Annotated in this window: 23 protein-coding genes; 14 read left to right on the plus strand and 9 right to left on the minus strand. The window is 71.0% G+C overall.

Annotation, left to right across the window (positions count from 1 at the left end):
• Positions 1–136 precede the first annotated feature (136 nt).
• Positions 137–1,282, plus strand: coding sequence for a histidine kinase (locus tag RQG84_RS09115; protein ID WP_311209781.1), 1,146 nt, complete (start codon positions 137–139; stop codon positions 1,280–1,282).
• Complete coding sequence (locus tag RQG84_RS09120; RefSeq protein WP_311209782.1) at positions 1,279–1,935, plus strand: response regulator transcription factor; 657 nt, start codon at positions 1,279–1,281, stop codon at positions 1,933–1,935. The genes RQG84_RS09115 and RQG84_RS09120 overlap by 4 nt, the downstream gene beginning before the upstream one ends.
• A gap of 89 nt (positions 1,936–2,024) precedes the next feature.
• Here RQG84_RS09120 and RQG84_RS09125 read toward each other — a convergent pair whose 3' ends face one another.
• Positions 2,025–2,828, minus strand: coding sequence for an ABC transporter permease subunit (locus RQG84_RS09125; protein ID WP_311209783.1), 804 nt, complete (start codon positions 2,826–2,828; stop codon positions 2,025–2,027).
• Positions 2,825–3,724 (minus strand): ATP-binding cassette domain-containing protein, encoded by a 900-nt coding sequence (locus RQG84_RS09130; RefSeq protein ID WP_311209784.1) that lies wholly within the window; start codon positions 3,722–3,724, stop codon positions 2,825–2,827. Before RQG84_RS09130 ends, RQG84_RS09125 begins: the two co-directional genes overlap by 4 nt.
• Before the next feature lie 167 nt (positions 3,725–3,891).
• Between RQG84_RS09130 and RQG84_RS09135 the strand changes: the two genes are divergently transcribed.
• Positions 3,892–4,737, plus strand: coding sequence for an alpha/beta fold hydrolase (locus tag RQG84_RS09135; RefSeq protein WP_311209785.1), 846 nt, complete (start codon positions 3,892–3,894; stop codon positions 4,735–4,737).
• Between the two features lie 20 nt (positions 4,738–4,757).
• Here RQG84_RS09135 and RQG84_RS09140 read toward each other — a convergent pair whose 3' ends face one another.
• Positions 4,758–5,012, minus strand: a complete 255-nt coding sequence (locus RQG84_RS09140) for a hypothetical protein (RefSeq protein WP_055966723.1) — start codon at positions 5,010–5,012, stop codon at positions 4,758–4,760.
• Positions 5,013–5,119: 107 nt separating this feature from the next.
• Here RQG84_RS09140 and RQG84_RS09145 point away from each other — a divergent pair, with 107 nt between their 5' ends.
• Positions 5,120–6,061: an alpha/beta hydrolase fold domain-containing protein gene (locus RQG84_RS09145; RefSeq protein ID WP_311209786.1), complete on the plus strand. Its 942-nt coding sequence runs from the start codon at positions 5,120–5,122 to the stop codon at positions 6,059–6,061.
• Positions 6,062–6,155: 94 nt separating this feature from the next.
• On the opposite strand, the gene RQG84_RS09150 is transcribed toward RQG84_RS09145, so the two are convergent.
• Complete coding sequence (locus tag RQG84_RS09150; RefSeq protein ID WP_311209787.1) at positions 6,156–7,055, minus strand: bestrophin family ion channel; 900 nt, start codon at positions 7,053–7,055, stop codon at positions 6,156–6,158.
• Between the two features lie 181 nt (positions 7,056–7,236).
• Here RQG84_RS09150 and RQG84_RS09155 point away from each other — a divergent pair, with 181 nt between their 5' ends.
• From RQG84_RS09155 to RQG84_RS09175, 5 genes are all read left to right on the plus strand, one after another.
• Positions 7,237–7,824 (plus strand): nucleotidyltransferase family protein, encoded by a 588-nt coding sequence (locus RQG84_RS09155; protein WP_311209788.1) that lies wholly within the window; start codon positions 7,237–7,239, stop codon positions 7,822–7,824.
• 133 nt (positions 7,825–7,957) lie between these two features.
• Positions 7,958–10,357, plus strand: a complete 2,400-nt coding sequence (locus tag RQG84_RS09160) for a molybdopterin cofactor-binding domain-containing protein (RefSeq protein ID WP_311209789.1) — start codon at positions 7,958–7,960, stop codon at positions 10,355–10,357.
• A gap of 10 nt (positions 10,358–10,367) precedes the next feature.
• Positions 10,368–10,850: a (2Fe-2S)-binding protein gene (locus tag RQG84_RS09165; protein ID WP_257727993.1), complete on the plus strand. Its 483-nt coding sequence runs from the start codon at positions 10,368–10,370 to the stop codon at positions 10,848–10,850.
• A 2-nt stretch (positions 10,851–10,852) separates the two neighbouring features.
• Complete coding sequence (locus RQG84_RS09170; RefSeq protein WP_311209790.1) at positions 10,853–12,019, plus strand: XdhC/CoxI family protein; 1,167 nt, start codon at positions 10,853–10,855, stop codon at positions 12,017–12,019.
• A 48-nt stretch (positions 12,020–12,067) separates the two neighbouring features.
• A complete protein-coding gene (locus RQG84_RS09175; protein ID WP_311209791.1) occupies positions 12,068–12,847 on the plus strand; it encodes a hypothetical protein in 780 nt (259 codons plus the stop codon).
• A gap of 10 nt (positions 12,848–12,857) precedes the next feature.
• On the opposite strand, the gene RQG84_RS09180 is transcribed toward RQG84_RS09175, so the two are convergent.
• Positions 12,858–13,601, minus strand: a complete 744-nt coding sequence (locus tag RQG84_RS09180) for a nuclease-related domain-containing protein (RefSeq protein ID WP_311209792.1) — start codon at positions 13,599–13,601, stop codon at positions 12,858–12,860.
• 314 nt (positions 13,602–13,915) lie between these two features.
• On the opposite strand from RQG84_RS09180, the gene RQG84_RS09185 reads away from it, so the two are divergent.
• Together RQG84_RS09185 and RQG84_RS09190 are read left to right on the plus strand one after the other, a co-directional pair.
• Positions 13,916–15,037, plus strand: a complete 1,122-nt coding sequence (locus RQG84_RS09185) for an LLM class flavin-dependent oxidoreductase (RefSeq protein WP_311209793.1) — start codon at positions 13,916–13,918, stop codon at positions 15,035–15,037.
• Positions 15,034–15,705: an NAD(P)-binding domain-containing protein gene (locus RQG84_RS09190; RefSeq protein WP_311209794.1), complete on the plus strand. Its 672-nt coding sequence runs from the start codon at positions 15,034–15,036 to the stop codon at positions 15,703–15,705. Before RQG84_RS09185 ends, RQG84_RS09190 begins: the two co-directional genes overlap by 4 nt.
• A 13-nt stretch (positions 15,706–15,718) precedes the next feature.
• On the opposite strand, the gene RQG84_RS09195 is transcribed toward RQG84_RS09190, so the two are convergent.
• Positions 15,719–15,961: a hypothetical protein gene (locus RQG84_RS09195; protein WP_311209795.1), complete on the minus strand. Its 243-nt coding sequence runs from the start codon at positions 15,959–15,961 to the stop codon at positions 15,719–15,721.
• A 110-nt stretch (positions 15,962–16,071) separates the two neighbouring features.
• On the opposite strand from RQG84_RS09195, the gene RQG84_RS09200 reads away from it, so the two are divergent.
• The 3 genes from RQG84_RS09200 to RQG84_RS09210 all read left to right on the plus strand — a co-directional run bounded on the left by RQG84_RS09200 (position 16,072) and on the right by RQG84_RS09210 (position 20,054).
• Positions 16,072–16,917 (plus strand): sigma factor, encoded by an 846-nt coding sequence (locus tag RQG84_RS09200; RefSeq protein ID WP_311209796.1) that lies wholly within the window; start codon positions 16,072–16,074, stop codon positions 16,915–16,917.
• A gap of 87 nt (positions 16,918–17,004) precedes the next feature.
• A complete protein-coding gene (locus RQG84_RS09205; protein ID WP_311209797.1) occupies positions 17,005–18,744 on the plus strand; it encodes a CocE/NonD family hydrolase in 1,740 nt (579 codons plus the stop codon).
• Positions 18,745–18,875: 131 nt separating this feature from the next.
• Entirely contained in the window at positions 18,876–20,054 is a 1,179-nt protein-coding gene (locus RQG84_RS09210; protein WP_311209798.1) for a DUF222 domain-containing protein, read from the plus strand.
• 14 nt (positions 20,055–20,068) lie between these two features.
• Here the strand turns inward: RQG84_RS09210 and RQG84_RS09215 are convergent, their stop codons facing one another.
• From RQG84_RS09215 to RQG84_RS09225, 3 genes are all read right to left on the minus strand, one after another.
• Positions 20,069–20,416, minus strand: a complete 348-nt coding sequence (locus RQG84_RS09215; RefSeq protein ID WP_311209799.1) for a DUF2200 domain-containing protein — start codon at positions 20,414–20,416, stop codon at positions 20,069–20,071.
• A gap of 89 nt (positions 20,417–20,505) precedes the next feature.
• Positions 20,506–21,657 (minus strand): acyl-CoA desaturase, encoded by a 1,152-nt coding sequence (locus RQG84_RS09220; protein ID WP_311209800.1) that lies wholly within the window; start codon positions 21,655–21,657, stop codon positions 20,506–20,508.
• A gap of 41 nt (positions 21,658–21,698) precedes the next feature.
• Entirely contained in the window at positions 21,699–22,811 is a 1,113-nt protein-coding gene (locus RQG84_RS09225) for an iron-sulfur cluster-binding domain-containing protein (protein WP_311209801.1), read from the minus strand.
• Positions 22,812–22,858: the final 47 nt, after the last annotated feature.

Here is a 22,858-nt window from a genome sequence, read left to right on the forward strand (position 1 = left end):
TGATCTCCGGTCGTCGAGGTCTGCTGAGGGACTCCTTCCCCATCCCAGCACGAGCGGACCGATCCCGCAGACCTGATGACGTCGGCTCAACCTTTCGGACGGTCCGCTGCCGCCCCCGGATCCCTACGCTGAGGCTGTGAACCACCGACTGCAGTCCGTCCTGGCCGAGTCCCGACCGTCGGCGCCCCCGGCGCGGGTGTGGCGCGACTGGGCGCTGCTGGGCTCCATCGTGTTCTTCGGGGTGCTGGAGGGCCTGCTGCGCGAGGACCTGACGCTGCCCGTGCTGTCGATGGTGGTGACGCTCGGACTGGCCCCGCTGCTGCTGTGGCGTCGTACTCACCCGCTGGCCGTGGTCGGGACGGTCTTCGGGGTGGTCGCGGTGCTCCAGGTCGGGCTGTTCGTCACCGACGCACCGACGCTCGACGTCTACACGATGCTCTACGTCCTGCTGCTGCCCTACTCGCTCTTCCGGTGGGGCTCGGGGCGGGAGGCGGTCGCGGGGCTGGCGGTCATCCTGGTCGCGGCCACGACGGCGGTCCTGACCAGCTGGACGGGGATGGCCGACGCGGTCGGCGGGATCGGTGTCCTCGTCGCCTCCTTCGCCCTGGGATGGGCCGTCCGCACCCAGCACGGCGCGCGGGAGCGAAGGGTGGAGCAGGTGAAGTCGCAGGAGCGCGTCCTGCTGGCGCGCGAGCTGCACGACACGGTGGCCCACCACGTCTCGGCCATCGCCGTCCAGGCCCAGGCAGGGCGTGCTCTCGCGGCGACCAGCCCGTCGGCGCCGCTCGAGGCGTTGGAGGTCATCGAGGCGGAGGCCTCGCGCACGCTCGCGGAGATGCGGACGATGGTCCGCGTGCTGCGCAACGAGGCTCCGGTCGACTACGCCCCGCAGCCCGGCGTCGCCGACCTCCACCGGCTCTCCGGGGCCTCGCCCGCGGGACCGAGGGTCGAGGTCGGGGTGTCCGGTGACGTCGCGGCCCTGCCGGCGGCCATCGACGCCGCCGTCTTCCGCATCGCGCAGGAGGCGGTCACCAACGCCCTCCGGCATGCCCGGAACGCCACCGTCGTCGACGTGCGCGTCGCCGGCGACCGGTCGGCGGTCAGTCTCGTCGTCCGCGACGACGGCGACCCGGTCGCGGCCGACCTCGGTCCCGAGACGGGTTTCGGGCTCACCGGGATGAAGGAGCGCGCCCTGCTCCTGGGCGGCACGTGCGAGGCGGGCCCCTGCCCTGATCGCGGGTGGGCCGTCAGCGCCACGCTGCCGCGGCAGGGGTCGGCATGAGCATCAGGGTGCTGGTCGCCGACGACCAGGACCTCGTGCGGACCGGACTGTGCCTCATCCTCGGCACGCTGGAGGGCATCGAGGTCGTGGGGGAGGCGCGCGACGGCCAGGAGGCGGTGCGACTGGCGCGCGAGCTCCGTCCCGACGTGTGCTTGATGGACATCCGGATGCCCGTCCTCGACGGCGTCGAGGCGACCCGTCTGCTGGCCGGGCCGGGCGTCCAGCACCCGGTCGCCGTCGTCGTGATCACCACCTTCGACCTCGACGAGTACGTGCACGGGGCGCTGGCGGCCGGCGCCACCGGCTTCCTGCTGAAGGACGCCGGCCCCGAGCTGCTCGGCGAGGCGATCCGTGCAGCCACCCGCGGTGACTCCCTAATCTCGCCCAGCATCACCCGCCGGCTGCTGTCGACGTTCGCGGGCACCGGTCGGGCCGTCCCTCCCGCCCAGCCCATCGACCCGCTCACCGAACGTGAGGAGCAGGTGCTGCTCACCATCGCGCGAGGTCGCACCAACGCTGAGATCGCGGGCGAGCTGCACATCAGCCTCAGCACGGTGAAGACCCACATCGGCAGCCTCATGGCCAAGCTCGGTGCCCGGAACCGGGTGGAGGTCGCGATGTGGGCGTACGAGACCGGCCGGGTCCGGGACTAGCGCACCGCCGCCCTCGGCCACGAGGGCCGGGCACGGCGAACGCCCCCGCCGGTTCCGGCGGGGGCGTTCTCACGCGTTCGGGCCAGGGCCTACTTGACCTCGGAGCGGCGCAAGGTGAGCAGTCCGACCAGGAGCGGGAGGATGATCCAGATCGTCGTGGTCGAGGCGAGCATGGCCCACTCCTCGCCGGTGTCCATGGCGCCCTCCAGGAGCGCCACCTGCGTGTCGTTCCAGTCGACCCACGGCTGCAGGTCCGCGAACCACGGCCGCACCTGGGCGAGGAGCAGCAGGACGCCCGGCAGGACGAACGAGACCACGAAGTAGCCCACGATCGCGGCAGCGGAGCTGCGCAGCACGACACCCAGGGTGAAGCCGACGGCCATGCCGATCAGGTTGAAGAGCAGCATCTGGGAGGCCATGACCCACGAGACGTTCCACGCGGTGTCGACCCCGGCGAGGGCCGAGCCGCCCACGTTGGCGAGTGCTCCCACCGCGAAGGCGATGGCCACGGAACCGACGCCCACCAGGAGGGTCGCGACCGCCTTGGCGCCGATCACGCGACCGCGGTGCGGCACCAGCGTGAACGTGGTGAGCCCGCTGCGCTGGCTCCACTCGCTCGTGACGGCCAGGATCGCGATCATCGGCAGGATCACCGACATCGGGAATCCACTCGCCCGAGTGAAGCTCTCGTAGGTGACGTCGCTGTCCGGCGCCACGACGACGACCGACCCGGCCGAGACCACCGACAGGACGCCGATGCTGACGAGCAACCAGAATCCCGAGCGCGTCGTGAACATCTTGCGCAGCTCGACCGTGACGAGTCGGTGTGCGGGGATGGGTCGGGCGCTCCGGCGGGCCGGGGTGGCGGCCGGGGGGACGATCGTGGCGGTCATGCTGCAGCTCCTTCGCGCTGGGTGTCGGCCGTGAGTGAGAGGAACATGTCCTCGAGCCCGGCGCCCTCGGCGGACCGGAGCTCGGTGAGGGCGACGCCGGCGGCCGCGGCCACGGCCCCGACGCGGGCGGCGTCGGCATCGGTGCGCACCGAGCCGTCACCGGCGAGGCTGCTGGGGATCCCGGCCTGCTCGAGCGCGCGGACGAGATCGCGTGGCGACGGCGACCGCACGAGCGTCCCGGCCGCGGCCAGCAGCTCCTCCTTGGGGCCGGCAGCGACGATCCTGCCGTGGCCGATCACGACGAGGTCGTCGGCGACGACCTCGATCTCGTGGAGCAGGTGCGAGGACAGCAGCACGGTGCCGCCGCGACCGGCGAAGTCCGTCAGCAGGTCGCGCATCCAGCGGATCCCGGCGGGGTCGAGCCCGTTGGCGGGCTCGTCGAGGATCAGCACCGAGGGGTCGCCGAGCAGGGCCGTGGCGATGCCGAGCCGCTGGCGCATGCCGAGCGAGTAGTGGCGCACCCGGCGCTCGGCCTCGACGGAGGTCAGGCTCACCAGGTCGAGCATCTCGTCGACGCGGGTGCGGGGCAGGCCCATGGTCGCTGCGGCGATCGTGAGGATGTCGCGACCGGTGCGGCCGGCGTGCTGGGCGGAGGCGTCGAGGAGGACGCCCACCTCCAGGCCGGGGTTGGGCAGGTCGGCGAACCGGACCCCGTGGATGGTGGCGGAGCCGGACGTGGGGGCGGTGAGACCGACCATGACGCGCATGGTCGTGGACTTGCCCGCGCCGTTCGGACCGAGGAAGCCGGTCACGCGGCCGGGCCGGGCGGTGAAGGAGACGTCGTCGACGGCGGTGAAGCCGGCGTACCTCCGGGTCAGGGACTCAACGGTGATCATGGCGTCAACACTCGCCGTCCCCCGCCCTGCGCGTATCGGTTCGACGGCCAGTCCTGACCTGACCGAAAGTACGAGTCGGGCACCGTGCCCGAGGTTCGGTGCGCACCGGGGTCGGGGTGCGCCTACCGTGGGGTCGTCCCGTCCGACGACCCGATCGTGGAGGACCCATGGCTCGCATGAAGCCGCAGACCGTCCGGCTGCACGGCCACGACCTCTCCTACGTCGACACCGGCTCCGGCCCGGTGGTCCTGTTCATCCACGGGATCCTGGGATCGCAGCGACAGTGGGAGCACCTGGTCGACCGCATGGACGACGACCACCGTGTGGTGCTCCCCGACCTGTTCGGCCACGGCGACTCGGCGAAGCCGTTCGGCGACTACTCGATCAGCGCGCACGCTGCGGCGTTGCGCGACCTGCTCGACCATCTCGACATCGACCGGGTCACGCTCGTGGGTCACTCGCTCGGCGGCGGAATCGCCATGCAGTTCTTCTACCTCTTCCCCGAGCGGGTCGAGCGTCTCGTCCTGGTCTCCAGTGGCGGACTGGGGCGTGAGGTGAACGTGCTGCTGCGCTCCGCGACCCTGCCGGGCGCCGCGCAGGTGCTGAGCGTGGTCGCGTCCGCGCCGGTGCTGTCCCGGGTCGAGGCGCTGGGCCGGGGAGCGTCGAAGGTCGGGTGGAAGCCCGGCGCCGACGTCAGCGCCGTCTGGCGCGGGTTCAGCTCGCTGCAGGACGCGGAGAGCCGACGCGCGTTCCTGTCCACCACGCGCGCCGTCATCGACATCGGGGGGCAGAGCATCAGCGCCCACGACCACCTCGACGGCGCGCTGCCCGTGCCGACGATGGTCGTGTGGGGGTCGAAGGACCGGATGATTCCCGCGTCGCACGCACGGAGCGTGGAGGCGCAGCTGCCGGACTGCCGGGTCGAGATGTTCGAGGGAGCGGGCCACTTCCCGCACCTGGAGGACCCGGACCGCTTCGCGCGCGTGCTGCGGGAGTTCATCGACGCCCACTGAGGCGATGCTCGGCCGTCAGTCTACCGGTCCGCGGAGCCCTCGTCCTCGTCGTCGTCGCCCGAGCGACCCATCGCGACGCCGAACAGCAGGCCCAGGGCGATGCCGATGCCGAGCAGGCCCCAGTTGTCGGTGACGAGAGCGATGGCGACGCCCAGCGGCGCGCCGAGGGCGAGCCCGATCGCGATGTTGTTGTCGGACTCCTCGTCCTGGTCGGGGTCCTGGCCGACGTCCGGGTCGCGGTCGGGACCGGGGGCAGCGTCGTCCTCGGAGGTCATGCCCGCAGTCTGCAGGACCCGACGGCACGGCCAGAGGTTCGGCCCGTCTCCGAGGCGTCACCGGGCGGACTGGCGGGTCCCGACCCGGCGCGCAAGACTGAGCAGCCATGATCACGTGGGACGTCGACGACCGACCCCTGCATCCCTTCTCGCGGCTCTACGTGCGTGGCATGTGGTGGCGGCGGGACAAGGAGGCGTTCGAAGGCGCTGAGCGGACCCTTCGTACGGCACGTCGTCGCCAGCGCGAGGGCGACGTCCCCCCGACGAGGCTCACCCGACTGGGTCGGCGCGTGCGCCGCGCCGACCTGCGCGGCATGACCGTGTGGACGGCGGCGCCCCGACGGGAGACGCCGCGGGTCCGCGTCCTCTACCTGCACGGCGGCGGGTACGTGCACCCGTTGACGGCCGACTACTGGCGCCTCGTCCGAGCCCTTGTCCGGGCACCGGCCGAGGTGGTGGTTCCCTGCTACCCCCTCGCACCCGACGCGACGGTGGACGAGGTGGTGCCCCGCCTGTGCTCGATCGCCCGCCAGGTCGGGACCGCGGACCTGCCGCTCGTGCTGATGGGGGACTCGGCCGGGGGTGCCATGGCCCTGGTGGTCGCCCGGCTCCTGGCGGACGAAGGTGGCCCTGCGGTGGCGGGCGTGGTGTGCCTCTCGCCCTGGCTCGACGCGACGCTGGACGAGCACGAGGTGCAGGGCCTGGAGGCGTCGGACCCGATGCTGGCCGAGTCGGGTCTGCGCGCCGCCGGCCGGTGGTGGGCCGCGCCACGAGAGCCGTCCGACCCGGTGGTGAGTCCGCAGCACGTCGCGCTGGACGGCCTCCCGCCGGTGGACGTGCTGATCGGTGACCGCGACATCCTGCGGCCCGCGGTCGAGCGACTGGCCGACCGCGCGCGGACGGCCGACGTGCGGGTCCGCGTCCACGAGACGACCAGCATGTTCCACGTCTGGATGACACGGGCGATCCCCGAGGGGAGGCGCACGCGGCGCGACCTCGTCGGGCTGCTGCGAGCTCGCAGCGCGCATCGCGCCGACCGGAGCACCTGACCGCAGGGCGGCGCGCGATCGACGGGGTCAGGTGCGGTTGCAGCCGACGACTCGGCGTCCCGGCTCGCATCCCTGCGGCGTCGTGCCGATCAGCTCACCACAGGACCTGCCCGACCGGCGTGACGGCGGCGGGCGCGTCCTCACCGATCATCTCGAGCAGGTCGATCTCGATGCCACGGCAGATGGCGGTCATCGGCACGTCGTGGACGCGGTCGACGAAGGGGTCGGCGAGGTCGCGTCCCACCTGCACCGCGAGCAGGAACATCATGCCGACGAGCCCGGACCCGATCGGGGTCCACCACTGCAGGTCCTTGTAGATCGCGAACGGGAGGATGACGCAGAAGGTGCGCGCGAAGAAGGCCGGCAGGAGCCTGTACTGGACGGGAAGCGGGGTCTTCTTGATCCGCTCGAGGCCGCCCTGGGCGTCGGTGAGGGTGCTCAGGGTCGACTCGACCTGCACCCTGGCGACGTCGTCGACCATGCCGCGACGGTGAGCCTCGGCCACGAGGCGACCGATGTACGAGAGCGTGGCCGTGGGTGAGCTGCTGGCGCTCTTCACCCGCGCCGCGACGTCGGGGGCGAGGTAGGCGTCGATCTCGGGCGGGGCGTCCTGCTGCCGCAGGGAGGTGCGCAGCGAGTGCACGTAGGCGATCTGCGCGCGGACGACCTCGTCGATCAGCTCGGGACGGGCGTCGCGGCCCGCGGGGTCGAGAAGGGTGGTCGCCTCCCGCGCGAGGTTGCGCGAGTGGTTGACGATGCTGCCCCACAGGGTCCGCGCCTCCCACCAGCGCGCGTACGAGGCGTTGACCATGAAGCCCAGGAACAGCGCGATGGCGGTGCCGTAGAGCGTGTACTGGATCGTGATGCCGCGGAACTCGATCCACCTCGCCGAGAACGCGACGGTCACACCCACGTCCCAGGCCAGCAGCACCACCATGGGGGCGAGGAGTGGCCGCCAGGCCGACACCGACCGTGGCAGCCGCGACGTGATCATGACGCCAGCGTGACCGACGGATGCTCGCCACGCACGAGTGCGACGGCGTGAGAGACATGACACCGCAGAACGGGAACTCGCGTCCGCTCGTTGCTCTTGCCGATCGCCGTGCGCGCCCGTACCGTCGGCCCGCACCAGGGCGGCCACGACCGGGCACGCTCGCACGCAGCAGGAGGAGCGCGTGGACCACGTCGAGCCGGACGGACCTCACGGTCTCGTGCTCGCGGCCGGCGCCGGCAGCCGGATGGGACGTCCGAAGGCCCTCGTCCGCGGGGACGACGGCGTGCCGTGGGTCGAGCGTGCGGTCAGGGTGCTTCGCGACGGCGGATGCGGCAAGGTCACCGTGGTCCTCGGGGCCGCGGCCGAGGAGGCGCGAGCTCTGGTGCCCGACGACGCCGACGTCGTCGTCGCCCGGCGCTGGGACGAGGGCATGTCCGCCTCGCTGTGTGCAGGGCTGCGGGCGTTGGAGGACTCGACGGCGACGGCGGCCCTGATCCACCTGGTCGACCTGCCCGACGTCGGACCCGACGTGGTCAGGCGGCTCGCGGCGACGGGGGTCTGGACAGGGGCCCTCGCGCGGGCGAGCTACTCGTCCCGTCCGGGCCACCCGGTGCTCGTCGGTCGAGACCACTGGGCCGGGATCGTCGCGTCCGCGGGCGGCGACGCGGGCGCGCGCGATTACCTGCGGTCCCAGGGTGCCGCGGAGGTGGAGTGCGGCGACCTCGCCGGTGGTCGTGACGTCGACACGGCTCCGGGCCTCGACGCGTAGAACCGGTCCGATCGGTCCGATTCGTGAGATCCGGCCGCAGGTTGATCTGCGCGGTGCGGTGACCTGTGTCACGGTGATGCTTCCCCCGCCTTCGTTCAAAGCCCCCCAGAGCCCCGACGAAAGTGTGAACCCCGTGACCGTCCCGCACGAGCTGTCCCCGTCCGCCCACGACCGCACGCCGCAGTCCCCGGAACCGCACGCTCAGGAACCGGATGCAGCGGCACGACCGGCGCCGCCCGGTCGGACCACCCGTCGACGTTTCCTCGGCTACGTCGTCGGCAGCGCCGGACTGGTGGTCGCCGCCGACCTCGGCCTCGGCGCGTCGCCGGCAGCCGCCCTGCCGTTGCCGTCAGTGCCGCAGATCCCCGAGATCTACGACCTCAACGACTTCCTGACGCACTGTGCGCTCCCGACGTCGAACCTCATCGCCATCGAGATCGACGAGAAGGGCGACGCCACCTTCGCGCTGCCGCGCATGGAGGTCGGCCAGGGCATCACCACCTCGACGGCCATGATCATCGCCGAGGAGCTCGACCTGCCGCTCGAGCGGGTCAACGTCACCCTCGCCCCCGCCCGACCCGAGCTGCTTTTCAACCAGCTCACCGGCGGCTCGAACACCACGATCTCGACCTACACGCCCATCCGGGTGGCCGCGGCGGTGGCCCGCAAGTCCCTGCTCGACGCCGCCGCGATCCTGCTCGGTGCCCAGGTCAGCAGCCTCACCACCAAGGGTGGCGCGATCTTCGACTCGCTCGGCTCGTCGGTCACGTACGGCCAGGCCGCGGCGAAGGCCGCCTCGCCGACCACCAAGGAGGTGGAGGTCGACCTCGACGACGCCCCCAAGCGGTCCGTCGTCGGCACGCCGCAGCGCCGCATCGACGCCGTCGACGCCGTCACCGGGCGCAAGAAGTTCGCTATGGACCTCGACGTCCCCGACGCCCTGCCCGCCATGGTGTGCCGGGCACCCGACCTGAACGGCAAGCCCAAGAGCGTGCGCAACGCCGCGGAGGTGAAGGCCATGCCCGGCGTCACCCACGTGGGCGTGGTGCCGACGGGTGTGGCCGTGCGCGCCAGGACCTTCGGCCAGTGCATCGACGCCGTCCGCGCCCTCGACGTCGAGTGGAGCGAGGGCACGGTGCCGGGCAAGAAGGCCGACGACATCCTGGCCGAGCTCAAGGCGGCCGAGCTGCCGCTTGCCGTGCCGGCCCTCGGGGCGACGACGGTCGAGGGCAGCTTCACGTTCCACTTCCGCAGCGGGTCCGCGCTCGAGCCGAACTGCGCGATCGCCGACGTCCGCAAGGACTCCGCCGAGATCTGGAGCGGCCTCAAGTCGCCCATCGACGCTCAGTCCAAGATCGCCAAGGTCCTCGGTCTGCCGCAGGGCAAGGTGAAGGTCAACGTCGTCACCGGCGGTGGCTCGTTCGGCCGCAAGCTGTTCAGCGACGGTGCCATCGAGGCCGCGGAGATCTCCAAGGCCTTCGGCGTGCCGGTCAAGCTCATGTGGCACCGCGCGGACGAGCCGCGGCAGGGTCGGGTGCACCCGATGTCGACGTCGCGCGTCCGGGCGACGGTGCTGGGCGAGAGCATCGCCACCTTCGAGCAGCGCCACACGTCGGTCACCTGCGACTTCACCCACGGCCTCGGTGAACGCCTCACCGCGGAGGTCGCGGCCCTGCCGACCGGCCTGGCGAACCTGGGGTTCTCGGAGACGATCTTCCTGCTCACGCAGGAGATCCCGTACAACTTCGGCGTCACCACGCAGCTGCTGAACGAGACCAACTACGACTTCACCCGGTTCAACACCAGCTCCGTGCGCAACATCTACTCGCCCGACGTGCGGGTGGCGAACGAGCTGATCGTCGACCAGCTGGCGAACCGGCTGAAGAAGGACCCGGTCGCGTTCCGACGTCAGTACACCAAGAGCGGCGTCGTCCGACGGGTGCTCGACCGTGCCGCCGAGCTGGGGGAGTGGGGCAAGTCGATGCCGGCCGGAACGGCCCAGGGTGTCGCGATCCACAAGGAGTACAAGGGCGCGACCGCCGTGGTGGTCGAGCTCGACTGCCGGCCGGGGACGGTGAACCGGAAGGTGCGCGACGCGGTCACCGGACCCCGGGTCACCAAGGCGACGATCGTGGTCGACTGCGGCTTGGCCATCAACCCGCTCGGCATCGAGGCCCAGATGATGGGTGGCTTCAGCGACGGCATGTCGCAGGTCCTCACCTACGGCAACCACCTCGTCGACGGACACTTCCTGGAGGCCAGCTGGGACAACTCGGCCTACACCCGCCAGTGGAACACCCCGCTCGAGTTCGTGTGCGAGGTGATGGAGTCCGACAGCACGGAGCCCGGCGGCATCGGGGAGGCCGGCGTCGCAGCGTCCGCGGCTGCGGTGGCGTGCGCCTACGCCCGGGCCACCGGGAAGATGCCCACCGAGTTCCCGATCAACTTCCGCGACCCGCTCCACTTCGAGCCCAAGTCCTTCGTCCCACCCGTCCCCGCGTCGCCGACCAACGGCCTCGACTTCGTCTCCTGAGGAGCCCTTCATGCCCAGCTACAGCTTTCAGCTCAACGGCGAGAAGGTCACCGTCGAGGTCGAGAAGGGCGTGCGCCTGCTCTGGGTGCTGCGCGACGTCCTCGGTGTCACGGGACCGAAGTACGGCTGCGGGATCAACGTCTGCAAGGCCTGCACCTCGCACCTCAACGGCAAGGCGTTCAACCCCTGCGCCGTGCCGGTCGACAAGCTCTCGGCCTCGGACGAGGTGACCACGATCGAGGGACTCGCCGACACGACGCCCGGTGACGACCTGCACCCGATGCAGCAGGCGTGGATCGAGCGGGACGTCGCGCAGTGCGGCTACTGCCAGCCCGGTCAGATCATGGCGGCCGTCGCCCTGGTCGAGAAGGTGAAGCGCGAGGGCCGCGCCGTCACCGACGACGACCTCGACGCGATCCGCAACGTCTGCCGCTGCGGCACGTACACGCGCATCCGCGAGGCCGTGCGCGCCGGCGAGAAGTTGATGCGGTAGCCGTGGCCGTCGCGGACGACGTCCTCGCGAGCGCGGCTCGCTGGGCGCACGAGTCACCCGTGGCCCTCGCCACGGTCGTGGGCACGTCGGGGTCGGCTCCCCGACTCCCCGGTGCTGCCATGGTGGTCTCGGCTGACGGGGAGGTCGCCGGGTCGGTCTCCAGCGGCTGCGTGGAGGCCGCCGTGTTCGACCTCGCCGAGAACACCCTGGCCACCGGTGCGCCCAGCCTGCGCACCTTCGGCTTCGCCGCCGACGAGGTGTTCGACGTCGGGCTTACGTGCGGCGGGCGGATCGAGGTGTTCGTGCAGCGGCTCGACGCGGCCGCCGACCTGGAGACGCTCGCGGAGCGTGCCGCCATCGGGGCCGCCTCGGCCTCGGTGACCGTGCTGGAGCATCCGGATCCCGAAGCCGTGGGCACGCGGATCACGGTGCTCCCCGACGCGGTCCCCGACGGGACCACGCTGGCTCCCGACCTCGAGCGGACGCTCACGGGCCGGGCCCGGGCCATGCTGTCCGCCGGGACCACCGGCCAGGTGCACTGCGGTGCGGACGGCTCGTTGCTCGGGACTGGTGTCCGAGCGTTCGTGCAGGTGTGGGCTCCCGCGCCCCGGCTGCTGATCTTCGGCGCCGTCGACTTCGCCGGTGCCCTCGCGGGCGCCGGCCGCTTCCTGGGCTACGACGTCACGGTGTGTGACGCGCGCCCCGTCTTCACCACGGCCGAGCGCTTCCCGCAGGCACACCGGGTGGTCGTGGACTGGCCCCACCGCTACCTCGAGCAAGAGGCGGCGGCGGGTCGCGTCGATGCGCGGACGGCGGTCTGCGTGCTGACTCATGACGCGCGGTTCGACGTGCCCGTCCTGCAGCAGGCACTGCGCCTGCCCCGCGTCGGGTACGTGGGGGCGATGGGCTCGCGACGCACGCACCACGAGCGGATGGGGCGGCTGCGCGAAGAAGGCGTCACGGAGACGGAGCTGGCGCGACTGCGCTCGCCCCTCGGACTCGACCTCGGTGCCCAGACGCCTGAGGAGACGGCGCTCAGCATCGCAGCGGAGCTGGTGGCCGTGCGTCGGGGCGGCAGCGGTCGACGACTCGGCCAGATGGACGGGCCGATCCACGCCGATGCCAGCGTTCCAAGCCCGTCCGGACCGGTATCGGTAGGTCGGTCCTGAGCGTGCGCACGACGCGCTGAACCCTCGATTCGTCCGTACTGTCGAGACATGGTGACGACGAATGACACGAGGTCGGTGACGACTCACGGCGGGGAGCGCTGGCTGGCGTTCACGGTCCTGGCGGCGGCGATCCTCGAGGTGGTGGCACCCGTGGTCACGATCAACGGACCGGGCAGCTCGCCCGGAGCCGGGTCGGGCCCGGAGCTGCTGATCACCCCGGTCGGCTGGGCGTTCTCGATCTGGGGCGTGATCTACACCCTCGCGATCGCACAGTCCGTCGCCGTGCTGGTGAGAGGTGCGCACGCGGTTCCACGACGTCTGCAGGTCGATCTCACGGTGCTGTACCTCGGCGGAGCGGTGTGGATCGTGCTGGCGGGACTCGACAGCAGCCTGGCGACCGCCGGTGCGCTGCTCGTGATGTTCGTGGCCGCGATCGATGCCGTGCTCACCACGGCGCGCTCGACGTTCGAGCCGGGGTGGTTCTCCGTGCTCACGCGTGCGGCCGTCGGTCTCTACGCCGGCTGGGTCACCGCCGCGTTCTTCCTCAACGTCTCGACGGCGATGGTCGACGCCGGGCTCGTCGAGGCGGACGAGCTGCCCTGGCAGCTGGTCGTGCTGGCCGTCGCCGCCGTGGTGCTGCTCGCCGTGCTCGTGCGGACCGGTGGCATCGTGGCCTACGCCGCGGCCGGTACCTGGGCCATGGTCGGGATCGCCGTCACCGGCAACGCCGACGGCACCACGGGAGTGCTCGTGGCCGCGTTGGTCGCGGCCGCAGTGATCGTCGTCGTGACGGCCGCCCTGGTCGCTCGACGGCCCGCTGACGCCTGAGTCCTGGAGGTCAGGCCGGGAGGAGGACCTCCGCGAGCCGGCGCCGCACGTCGTGCTGGTCGATCGGGGCACCGGCGTCGCTCGTCAGCGCCGTGGAGAGCCGCCTCGGCCACGCCACCCGTACGTCGCGCGTGACGAAGTCGCCCCCGATCAGGGGCCAGTCGGCGTCGACGAAGCACAGGGCTGCGTGGACGGGAACCTGGTCGCCGACGACACCTCGGACGAGGCCGGCCTGCTTCAGCACGCTGTCGACCAGACGGGTGCAGTGGCGGCTCCCCATGTACAGCTTCTCGACGCGAGGACGGATCACGCCCCCTTCCACGGTGAGCCGGGGTCGCCCGGTGTAGCGCTTCGCGTCGATCACCCAGACCCCCGCTGCGGTGACGGCGAGGTGGTCGATGTTCGCGCGGGACCCGGGGACCTGGCGATCGTGGAGCGCGAGCACGCCGCGGTCGACGAGGTCGTCGAGCATCCTGCCCACCCGCTCCTCGCCCATGGCTCCCTTGGACCAGGCCGCGGTGCTCTGGGGCTCGCTCGACAGTGCGACCGCCAGGCCACCGAGCCGGCCCCACCGCTCGCGCAGTCGCTTCTCGTCGTTGGACCGGCGGCGTTCGTGCTCACGGCGTGCGGACGCACCGGCCGATCCGGGTGCGACGTCGGACGGTCCGACGTCCTGAGCAGCCGGTGGGGCCGCAGCCGCCGCCACGGCCGGCGGCTGCGCCGGTCCGGACGCCGAGCAGTCGATGCAGCGCACGGTCCTGCTGGACCGTTCGTAGATCGCTGGTTCGTGCGCCGGCAGGTGTGCGTCGCACAGTCTGCAGGTCCCTGCGTAGCGCAGGCGCATGCGCTTGTCGGTGTCGCTGCTGGTCGACGCACGGTGCCTGCCCGCGACGATGTCACCTGATGCCATGAGCCACTCCCATCGCTCGGCATGGACGAGCACGGTACGACGGGTCGCGGTCGGGCCGCAGGCGTTCGCACGATGCGACCGGGAATAGTGGGGGAGGGCCGGACCTTGAAGTAGATGAACGTTGAACTACATTGGCCTCGAACCGGAAGGCGGCCGCCATGACGACCCATTCCCACGACGCGAGCACGGCGTCGAGCACCTCCTCGAGCACCGGGGCGACCCAGGACGTCGTCTTCGGGCTCGACACCTTCGGCGACATCCCCCAGGGTGCGGACGGTGAGCTGCTCTCGCACGCCGACGCGATCCGTCAGGTGGTCGACGAGGCGGTGCTGGCCGACCAGGTGGGCGTCGACGTGATCGCCCTCGGTGAGCACCACCGGTCCGACTTCGCGATCTCCAGCCCGGAGACCGTGCTGGCCGGCATCGCCACCCGGACGGAGCGCATCAAGCTCGCCTCGGGCGTCACGGTGCTGTCGTCGGACGACCCGGTTCGGGTGTTCCAGCGGTTCGCCACCCTCGACGCACTGTCGAACGGCCGCGCCCAGGTGATCCTGGGTCGCGGGTCGTTCACCGAGTCGTTCCCGCTGTTCGGCTACGACCTCGCCGACTACGACACGCTCTTCGAGGAGAAGATCGAGCTCTTCGCCGAGCTGCTCAAGGAGGAGCCCGTCACCTGGAGCGGCAGCACGCGCGCCGCCCTCGCGGACGCCGACGTCTACCCCAAGACCGACTCCGGACGTCTTGACACCTGGGTCGGGGTCGGTGGGTCGCCGCAGTCCGTGGTTCGCACCGCGAAGTACGGCCTGCCGCTCATGATCGCGATCATCGACGGACCGGCCGACCGCTTCGCCCCCTACCTGGACCTGTACCGCCGGGCTGCCGAGAAGTTCGGAACCACGGCGCACCCGGTCGGGATGCACTCGCCGGGCTTCGTGGCCGACACGGACGCGGCCGCCGCGAAGATCGCCTGGCCGCACTTCAAGGCGTCGCGCGACCGCATCGGCCGCGACCGCGGCTGGCCGCCGGTCACACCGCGCGACTACGAGCGCGAGATCGAGCACGGCTCCCTCTACCTGGGCTCGCCGGAGACGGTCGCGACCAAGATGGCCGCCGCGATCAGGACGCTCGGCGTCGGTCGCTTCGACATGATCTACACGACCGGCTCCACGCCGGCGGCCGATCGGCTGCGCTCGGTCGAGCTCTACGGCACCGAGGTCATCCCGCGTGTCCGCGAGCTGCTCGCCGCCGACGCCGCGGTCCCGACAGGAGCGCAGGCGTGACCACCGTCGGCATCCTGGGCGCCGGCAAGGTCGGCACGGTCCTGGCGAGGCTCGCCGTCTCGGCCGGTCACGACGTCCTCGTCGCGGGATCGGGTCCGGCGGAGGACATCGAACTGACGGTGGACGTGCTCGCGCCCGGCGCCGTGGCCACGACCGCCGCCGACGCCGTGGCCAGGGCCGACCTCGTCGTCCTCGCCCTGCCGCTCGGCAAGTACCGGTCCATCCCGGTGGCCGCGCTCGACGGCAAGGTCGTGGTCGACGCCATGAACTACTGGTGGGAGGTCGACGGCGTGCGCGACGACCTGACCGACCCGCGCACCTCCACGAGCGAGATCGTTCAGGCGTTCCTCCCCGAGGCCGACGTCGTCAAGGCGTTCAACCACATGGGCTACCACGACCTCGAGGACGGTGCCCTGCCCGCAGGTTTGCCCGGACGTCGCGCCATCGCGGTCGCCGGGGACGCCGCCGACGCCGTCTCCCGCGTGGCCGCACTGGTCGACGACCTGGGCTTCGACCCCGTCGTCATCGGCGGACTGGCCGACGGAGTCCGGCTGGAGCCGGGCACCGAGCCGTTCGGGGCGAACGTCGGAGCCGAGGAGCTGCGGACGATGGTCGCTCGCTTCGCGGAGTCCACCCGCGGTCGCGAGGTCGTGGCCGCCCGCACCTGACGAGCGGGTCGGTTCAGGCCGGGTCGTCGGGCAGCTCGGCGTACCGCTTCTTCACGTCGTTGTACCACCCGAGCGACTTGCGGGGCCGGCGCCAGCGGCCCTTCATGTCGTCACGGGCGGGCTGGTGGGCGACGTCCCCCGCCTTCTCGCGCTCCTTCAGGTGCGCATCCTGAGCGACGATCACCTCGTCGGCGGTCTCACCGGAGTGCACGAGGTCGCACGGTCCGCCGAGGTCCTGGCACGTCATGCTCTTCATGGGTCCATCCTTTCGCAGCACCTCCCGCCCGGGAAGTGGCTCGTCGTGTCACACGCGCGGTCCGGCGTGCGTCATGGTGGTGACGATCCGGACGACGAAAGTGTGACGACGTGCCCTCCGACGACATCCTCACCGCTGCCTTCGAGGCCGAACGCCCGCGGCTGCAGCGGCTCGCCGCGCGCATCCTCTCCGACCACGACGCCGCGCAGGACGTGGTCCAGCACGCGTGGCTGCGTCTGCACGGCACGGAGGAGTCGATCGACAACCTGCCGGGCTGGCTGACCACCGTCACGTCACGACTCTGCCTCGACCGGCTCCGAGCACGCACGCCGATCCCCGTCGAGGACGTCGGCCCGGGTGGCACGGTGGCCGACCCGGTCGACGAGGTGGTGCTCGCCGACACCGTCGGGGTCGCGCTGCAGGTGGTGCTCGACCGGCTCACCCCGGCCGAACGGGTCTCGTTCGTGCTGCACGACAGCTTCGCCTTCGACTTCGCGACGATCGCCGCCATGCTCGGCACGACCCCGGCCGCGGCGCGCAAGCTCGCCTCGCGAGCACGGGCGAAGGTGAGCGCGCCCGTGCCGGAGGATCGGCTCGCCTCCTGGGAGGTGGTCGACGCGTTCATGGCGGCGGCGAAGGAGGGAGACCTCGAGCGGCTGCTCGAGCTGCTCGCCCCGGGCGTGGTCGTGGAGGGCGACGCCGCGGCCGTGGCCCTGGGGACGCCCAGTCGGCTCGACGGTGCCGGCGACGTCGCGGGCTTCTTCCGGGGTGGGGCGCACGCCGCCTTCCCGGTCTTCGTCGGAGACCGTCCCGGCGCTGCATGGATCCATCGCGGCGAGGCGAAGGTCGCCTTCGACTTCACGATCGCGGACGGTCGGGTCCACGGCATCGTGTTCCGTGCGAAGGCCGAGGTCCTGGCCACCGTGCGACGTCGCGCGGCAGGGGACCTGGTCTGAGCGAAGGTCTTGGCAGGACCACGGAGAAGTGGTACACACGTACTAGTCCCTTACTGGTACGGACGCACCAGTTATCCGGAGGTCTCCATGGTCACTCGTTCCCGGTCGCTGCTCGTCGCCGCCTCCACCGTGCTCGTGCTGGGAGCGCTCGGCTCACCAGCGCACGCCGCGGACGGGGAGCGCGAGACCACGAAGGTGCGCGTGAGCACGAGCACCGGGGCCTCGCTCGCAGCGGCGGTCAGCGGCGCGGCGCCCCTGCAGGCGCGACCGACCGTCGTCGAGTTCACGCCCTACGGCGAGCGCGGGGCCAGCTTCACCGTGGGGGAGGAGTACAACTTCCTCACCGTCCAGATCCGCGGCACGGGTGACAGTGATGGTGAGTTCGACGTCCTCGGGCCGAAGACGCAGCGCGACGTGCGCGACACCCTCGCGTGGGCGTGCTCCCAGCCCTGGAGCGACGGCCGTCTCGCCGTGGTCGGGTTCTCGGCCAGCGCGATCACCTACTTCAACTCCCAGCACCAGGAGCTGCCGTGCGTGAAGGCCGCCGTCATGCGGTCGGGCACGTTCGAGCTGTACCGCGACCTGCTGGTCCCCGGCGGCGTCCCCAACTCGGTCCCAGGGCTCGCCGTGCTCTCGGCCATCGGCGGCCTCGCGCTCGTGCAGGCCGACCAGCGTCTCTCCCGCGACCCGCTGTCCGGCACCGAGACCGTGCTCGGGCTGCTCGGCTCCGGGCTCAGTGCGGGACTGCTCAACCCCACGCTGAACACCTACTGGAAGGAGCGCGGGTTCCGCGGCGACGCGAACGAGGTGCCCACGCTCCTCATCGACGGCGTCTTCGACGTCGAGCCGCGCGGCGACTACCAGGCGTTCCAGCAGCTGCAGGCGCAGGGCACACCGGCGCAGCTGCTCGTGGTCGGTGCCCATGACGGCGCCCCACGCGGGACCGACCACGGTGCCGCGCAGATCGACAAGTGGCTCGACCGCTGGGTGCTCGGCGTCCAGAACGGCGTGGAGGACGAGCCGGCGGTGCAGATGCTCGTGGCCGACGGCGGTCGTGAGCAGTTCCTGGACGGACAGTTCCTGCGCTACGACGGGTCGTCGTGGCCGCTGCCCGGAACGTCGTGGACGCCACTGTCCCTGTCCGCGAAGCGGGCCGGGACGAGCGCCTCGCCGAAGGACGGCAGCCTGACGATCGAGCCGGACGCGACGACGAGTCGGCAGTCGTACGCCGCCTTCACGTCGCTCCCGACGCAGGTCGATCCGCACACCATCTCCACGCTGGGCTCACCGCTCAACCAGCTCACCACGTGGATCCCGTTCCTGACCGACATGAAGCTGACGAACCTGACCGGGCTCACCTACACGTCGGCCCCGCTGAAGCAGTCGGTGACCGCCATCGGTCCGGGCACGCTCGACGTCCGACTCTCCACCACCGGCGTCTCCACGCCGATCTGGGCCGTGGTCTCCGACGTCTGGCCCGACGGCACGACCCACCCCATGACCGTCGGACGGCTCAACTCGGCGTTCCCGGGCGTCGTCGAGGAGAAGTCGCTCTACTCCGACGGGAACCTGGTGCAGCCCTACGGCGACTACAGCAACCCGAGGCTCGCGCTCCCCGGCGTCGCTCGCGACTACCACGTGGAGCTGTGGCCGATCGCCAACCGCTTCAAGGCAGGGCACCGCATCCAGGTCTCCCTCGTGGGGCAGTCGGCGCTGTCGCTCCCGTCGGTCCCCGCCCTCAACACCGTCACGATCGGCAAGGGGTCGGGATCTCGACTCATGCTCCCGACCGTGCCGGAGTCGGACCTGGCGGCCGCCCTGCGGTAGCGGCGGTAGCGACGGTTCGGCGATCGGCACGCGGTGGCGGGATCACACAGAAACGAAGAATCCTGGAACTGCAGTAGTTTTCGGGACTTTCGACCCTGTGGTATCGCTCATGTGTTCGTTACTATGACCTCATGATCACGCAGCACGTCGCCGAGCAGCTCACCATCGCTGCGCGTGCGTTGCGTGAGTACCCCACGACCACCGGTGCGCTGCGGCTTCTGCAGGTGGTGCAGAACGCGATCGATGCGGCGAAGGTCGAGCTGGTCGCCGAGATGGCCGAGCACGGCGACCACGAGGCCGAGGGCTGCTCGAGCGTGAAGAACTGGCTGCGCGACCAGCTGCACCTCGACACCAAGGACGCATCCCAGCTCACTCGCTCCGCGCGGACGCTGAACGACATGCCCGAGCTCGCCGACCTCGCCACTGCGGGGGCCGTCTCGCTGGACCACGTTGACGCGTTCACCTACGCCGCCCGCCACATCGACCCTGCCGTCGTGGAGGTCTCGATGGACTGGATGCTGGACCTCGCGGCGAAGGCCGAGCCCAAGAAGATGCGCCAGGCGGTCAAGAAGCTCCGCGACGCTGCCCACCCCGACGACCTCGACGAGGCCTGGATCAAGGGCATGGCCAAGCACGACATCAAGATCTCCGCCGTCGGCGAGGGATTTCATGTCACCGGGTTCCTGCCGTTCGACACCGGCACCAAGCTCAAGACCGTCCTGCAGTCGCTCTCCGCACCCTCCTGCGCCGAGGACGACCGACCCGTCAACGAACGCCGCGTCACCGCACTCGACCAGCTCCTCACGTCGGTCCTCGAGACAGGGCTGCCCCAGGACAAGGGCGTCCGCCCCCACGTCTCCATGACGCTCGACCTGGCTGACCTGGCCGACGACGTCGACACCACCACCGCTGACCTCGCCGGGTTCGGGACCATCGGACCGGCCCAGCTCCAGCAGATGCTCTGCGACAGCGCGCTCACCCCGATCCTGACCGCCGGCAAGCACTCCGTGCTCGATGTCGGCCGCACCGCACGGCTCGCCACCCCCGCCCAACGCAAGGCCGTCGTGGCCCGCCAAGGCGGACGCTGCGGCGGGCTCGGATGCTGGGGACCCATCGTGCACGTGCATCACGTCGAGTACTGGTCCCACGGCGGCACCACCGACCTGGCCAACCTCATCGGACTCTGCCCCAAGTGCCATGCCCTCGTGCACCAGGGCTACTTCACCATCGACCCCACCACCCACGAGATCGGCCGGACCCTCCGCACCCACCGCACCGGCAGGCACATCCGCATCGCCCGAGCCGGCTGAGGGACGGCGGCAGGTCAGGGTGTGCGCAGCACCTTCTCCATCGGGCGGCCCTTCGCCAGCTCGTCCACGAGCTTGTCGAGGTAGCGCACCCGCAGCATGAGCGGGTCCTCGATCTCGGCAATCTTCACACCGCAGATCGAGCCCGTGATCAGCGAGGCGTTCGGGTGCAGCGACGCTGCCGCGAAGAAGTCCTCGAAGGTCGTCCCGGCCTCGAGGTGCCGATCGATCGCGTCGTCGTCGAACCCGGTGAGCCACGTGACGACCTCGTGTAGCTCGGCCACGGTGCGGCCCTTCTTCTCCACCTTCGTCACGTAGTGCGGGTACACCGACGCGAACGGCATCGACGCGATCTTGTGTGCCATGCCCGCAGGGTAGACCGCGGTGGGGACGGGCGGGCCGACCCGACGACGCCGCCGCCCACGTGGGGCGACGGCGTCGTGTCGGGGAACGGTCAGGCGGCCGCGGGCACGTCCACACGCTCGGGCTCGGTCGCCTTCGGCTTGCGGTCCGGCAGGGCGAAGTGGCAGATCTTCTTCGCGACGCTGAACAGCTGCTTGTGCAGCGGCCCGGTGTTGTACTCGATGCCGTAGCGCTCGCAGATCTCCTGGACCTCGACCGAGATGGCGCGGTAGCGGCGCGCCGGGATGTCGGGGAAGAGGTGGTGCTCGATCTGGTGCGACAGGTTGCCCGACAGCATGTGGAGCAGGTCGCCGCCGCTGATGTTGGCCGAGCCGAGCAGCTGACGGTAGTACCAGTGCCCGCGCGACTCGTCCTCGCACTCCTCCTCGGTGAAGGTGGCGACGCCGGCCGGGAAGTGACCGCAGAAGATGATGTTGAAGGCCCACACGTTGCGGATGAGGTTGGCGGTGACGTTGCCGGCGAAGGTCAGCGGGAACAGCGGACCGGTGAGCGCGGGGAAGACCAGGTAGTCCTTCAGGGCCTGCCTCTTGACCTTCTTCATGATGCCGGCGTGCAGGGGCGCGTTCTCCTCGAACGTGCGCTTGCCCTTCACGATGTTCTCGACCTCGAGGTCGTGCATCGCCACGCCCCACTCGAAGAACAGCATGAGCAGCACGGCGTAGACCGGGTTGCCGAGGTAGTACGGGTGCCACGGCTGGTCCTCGTCCATGCGCAGGATGCCGTAGCCGATGTCACGGTCCTTGCCGAGGATGTTGGTGAACGTGTGGTGGATGTAGTTGTGGCTGTACTTCCACTGCTCGCCGGGGCACACGTTGTCCCAGTCGTAGATGCGCGAGCTGAGGTTCGGGTCGCCCATCCAGTCGTACTGGCCGTGCATGACGTTGTGGCCGATCTCCATGTTCTCGAGGATCTTGGAGAGGCTCAGCGCGGCGACGGCGAGCGGCCAGGCCGGGGGCACGTAGAACAGGGCGCGACCGGCGACCTCCAGCTGCTGCTGGCGCTTGACGACGTTGCGGATGTAGGTCGCGTCCTCCTCGCCGAGGTCGGCGAGGATGCGCTGGCGCAGGGCGTCCATCTCGTTGCCGAAGTCCTCGAGCTGCTCGGGGGTGAGGTTCGGGACCTTGGGGGCGGAGGCGCGGGTGCTGGACTTCTTCAGACGGGGGACGAACGGGATCGTGGTCATGGCGGTTCCTTTCGACGAGGTCGTGGAGGCGGGTCGTGAGGTCAGAGGTCGACGGCGCAGCTGCCGACGGGCGCGGACACGCAGATGCGGACGTCCTCGTCGGGCAGCGACGACGTCTCGCCGGTGAGGATGTTGCGGACGGTGCCCTCGGTCTTGCGAGAGACGCACGAGAAGCAGATGCCCATGCGGCAGCCGAACTCCGGCGTCAGGCCGGCGGCCTCCGCCTGCTCGAGCAGGCTCGAGCCGTCGTTCGCGGCGGTGGAGCCGGCGACGTTGAACGCCACGGTGCCCTCGGCGTCCTCCTCGCGGGCGAACGCCGGCGGCTTGAAGAACTCCAGCCGCAGGCGCGGCGAGTCGCCGTAGGCCTCCTGGACGAGCTCGACCAGCCCGGCCGGGCCGCAGACCCACGTGTCGAGGTCGGTGAAGTCGCCGACCATGAGCCGCAGCTCCTCGGGGTCGAACAGGTGGGGCCCGTAGCGCAGGTGCACGGTGACGCCGTTGTCGGCGGCGGCGATCTCGGCGAGCTCCTCGGCGAAGATCTGGTCCTCGGGGGAGCGGGCGTAGTGCACGAACGTGACCTTGCGCTGCGCGTGGTGGTCGTACCCGTCGCGCAGGAGCGTCCGCACGTGCGACATGACCGGCGTGATGCCGGAGCCGCCCGAGATCATCACGAGGTGGTTGTTGGTCGGCGTCGCGGCGCTCTCGTGCATCGTGAAGTCGCCCTCGGCCTGGCTGAGGTGGAGGATCAGGCCGGGCTGGGCCTCGCGCACGAGGTGCTTGGAGACGACGCCCTCCTCGTGGGCCCGCACGGTGATCGTGAACTGCTCGCCGGGGAGCGACGCGGCCGAGGAGATGGAGAAGCAGCGGGTGGTGCGGCGGCCGTCGATCTCGAGTCCGACCTGCACGTACTGGCCGGAGCGGTGACCGCGCCACGTGCTCGTCGGCTCGAGCGTGAGCGTGGCGACCGGGTGCTCGCCGTCCGTCTCGCGCTTCACGTCCACGACCTGGGCGCGCACGTCGGTCGCGGCCCACATGGGGTTGACCTGGCGCAGGTAGTGGTCGACGCCGTGCGGAGACGTCAGGGACGCGAGCAGGCGCGAGCCGAGCACGCGCTGGGCGAGCGGAGGGAGGCCGGTCGTGGCGGTCGCCGTCATGGTCGGTCCTTCGCAGTTCGGGGTCGGGGCGAGGTGCTTTAGTGGAC

The sequence above is a fragment of the Aeromicrobium sp. WCS2018Hpa-31 genome (assembly GCF_031843905.1).
GTDB lineage: Bacteria > Actinomycetota > Actinomycetes > Propionibacteriales > Nocardioidaceae > Aeromicrobium.

Excerpts from the sequence above, each read along its gene's own strand:
- RQG84_RS09150 (WP_311209787.1), bottom strand. The coding sequence starts at position 7,055 with ATGATCACGTCGCGGCTGCCACGGTCGGTGTCGGCCTGGCGGCCACTC.
- RQG84_RS09165 (WP_257727993.1), top strand. The coding sequence starts at position 10,368 with ATGCCCAGCTACAGCTTTCAGCTCAACGGCGAGAAGGTCACCGTCGAG.
- RQG84_RS09125 (WP_311209783.1), bottom strand. The coding sequence starts at position 2,828 with ATGACCGCCACGATCGTCCCCCCGGCCGCCACCCCGGCCCGCCGGAGC.
- RQG84_RS09140 (WP_055966723.1), bottom strand. The coding sequence starts at position 5,012 with ATGACCTCCGAGGACGACGCTGCCCCCGGTCCCGACCGCGACCCGGAC.
- RQG84_RS09225 (WP_311209801.1), bottom strand. The coding sequence starts at position 22,811 with ATGACGGCGACCGCCACGACCGGCCTCCCTCCGCTCGCCCAGCGCGTG.
- RQG84_RS09215 (WP_311209799.1), bottom strand. The coding sequence starts at position 20,416 with ATGGCACACAAGATCGCGTCGATGCCGTTCGCGTCGGTGTACCCGCAC.
- RQG84_RS09210 (WP_311209798.1), top strand. The coding sequence starts at position 18,876 with ATGATCACGCAGCACGTCGCCGAGCAGCTCACCATCGCTGCGCGTGCG.
- RQG84_RS09205 (WP_311209797.1), top strand. The coding sequence starts at position 17,005 with ATGGTCACTCGTTCCCGGTCGCTGCTCGTCGCCGCCTCCACCGTGCTC.
- RQG84_RS09195 (WP_311209795.1), bottom strand. The coding sequence starts at position 15,961 with ATGAAGAGCATGACGTGCCAGGACCTCGGCGGACCGTGCGACCTCGTG.
- RQG84_RS09185 (WP_311209793.1), top strand. The coding sequence starts at position 13,916 with ATGACGACCCATTCCCACGACGCGAGCACGGCGTCGAGCACCTCCTCG.
- RQG84_RS09175 (WP_311209791.1), top strand. The coding sequence starts at position 12,068 with ATGGTGACGACGAATGACACGAGGTCGGTGACGACTCACGGCGGGGAG.
- RQG84_RS09145 (WP_311209786.1), top strand. The coding sequence starts at position 5,120 with ATGATCACGTGGGACGTCGACGACCGACCCCTGCATCCCTTCTCGCGG.
- RQG84_RS09135 (WP_311209785.1), top strand. The coding sequence starts at position 3,892 with ATGGCTCGCATGAAGCCGCAGACCGTCCGGCTGCACGGCCACGACCTC.
- RQG84_RS09130 (WP_311209784.1), bottom strand. The coding sequence starts at position 3,724 with ATGATCACCGTTGAGTCCCTGACCCGGAGGTACGCCGGCTTCACCGCC.
- RQG84_RS09220 (WP_311209800.1), bottom strand. The coding sequence starts at position 21,657 with ATGACCACGATCCCGTTCGTCCCCCGTCTGAAGAAGTCCAGCACCCGC.
- RQG84_RS09120 (WP_311209782.1), top strand. The coding sequence starts at position 1,279 with ATGAGCATCAGGGTGCTGGTCGCCGACGACCAGGACCTCGTGCGGACC.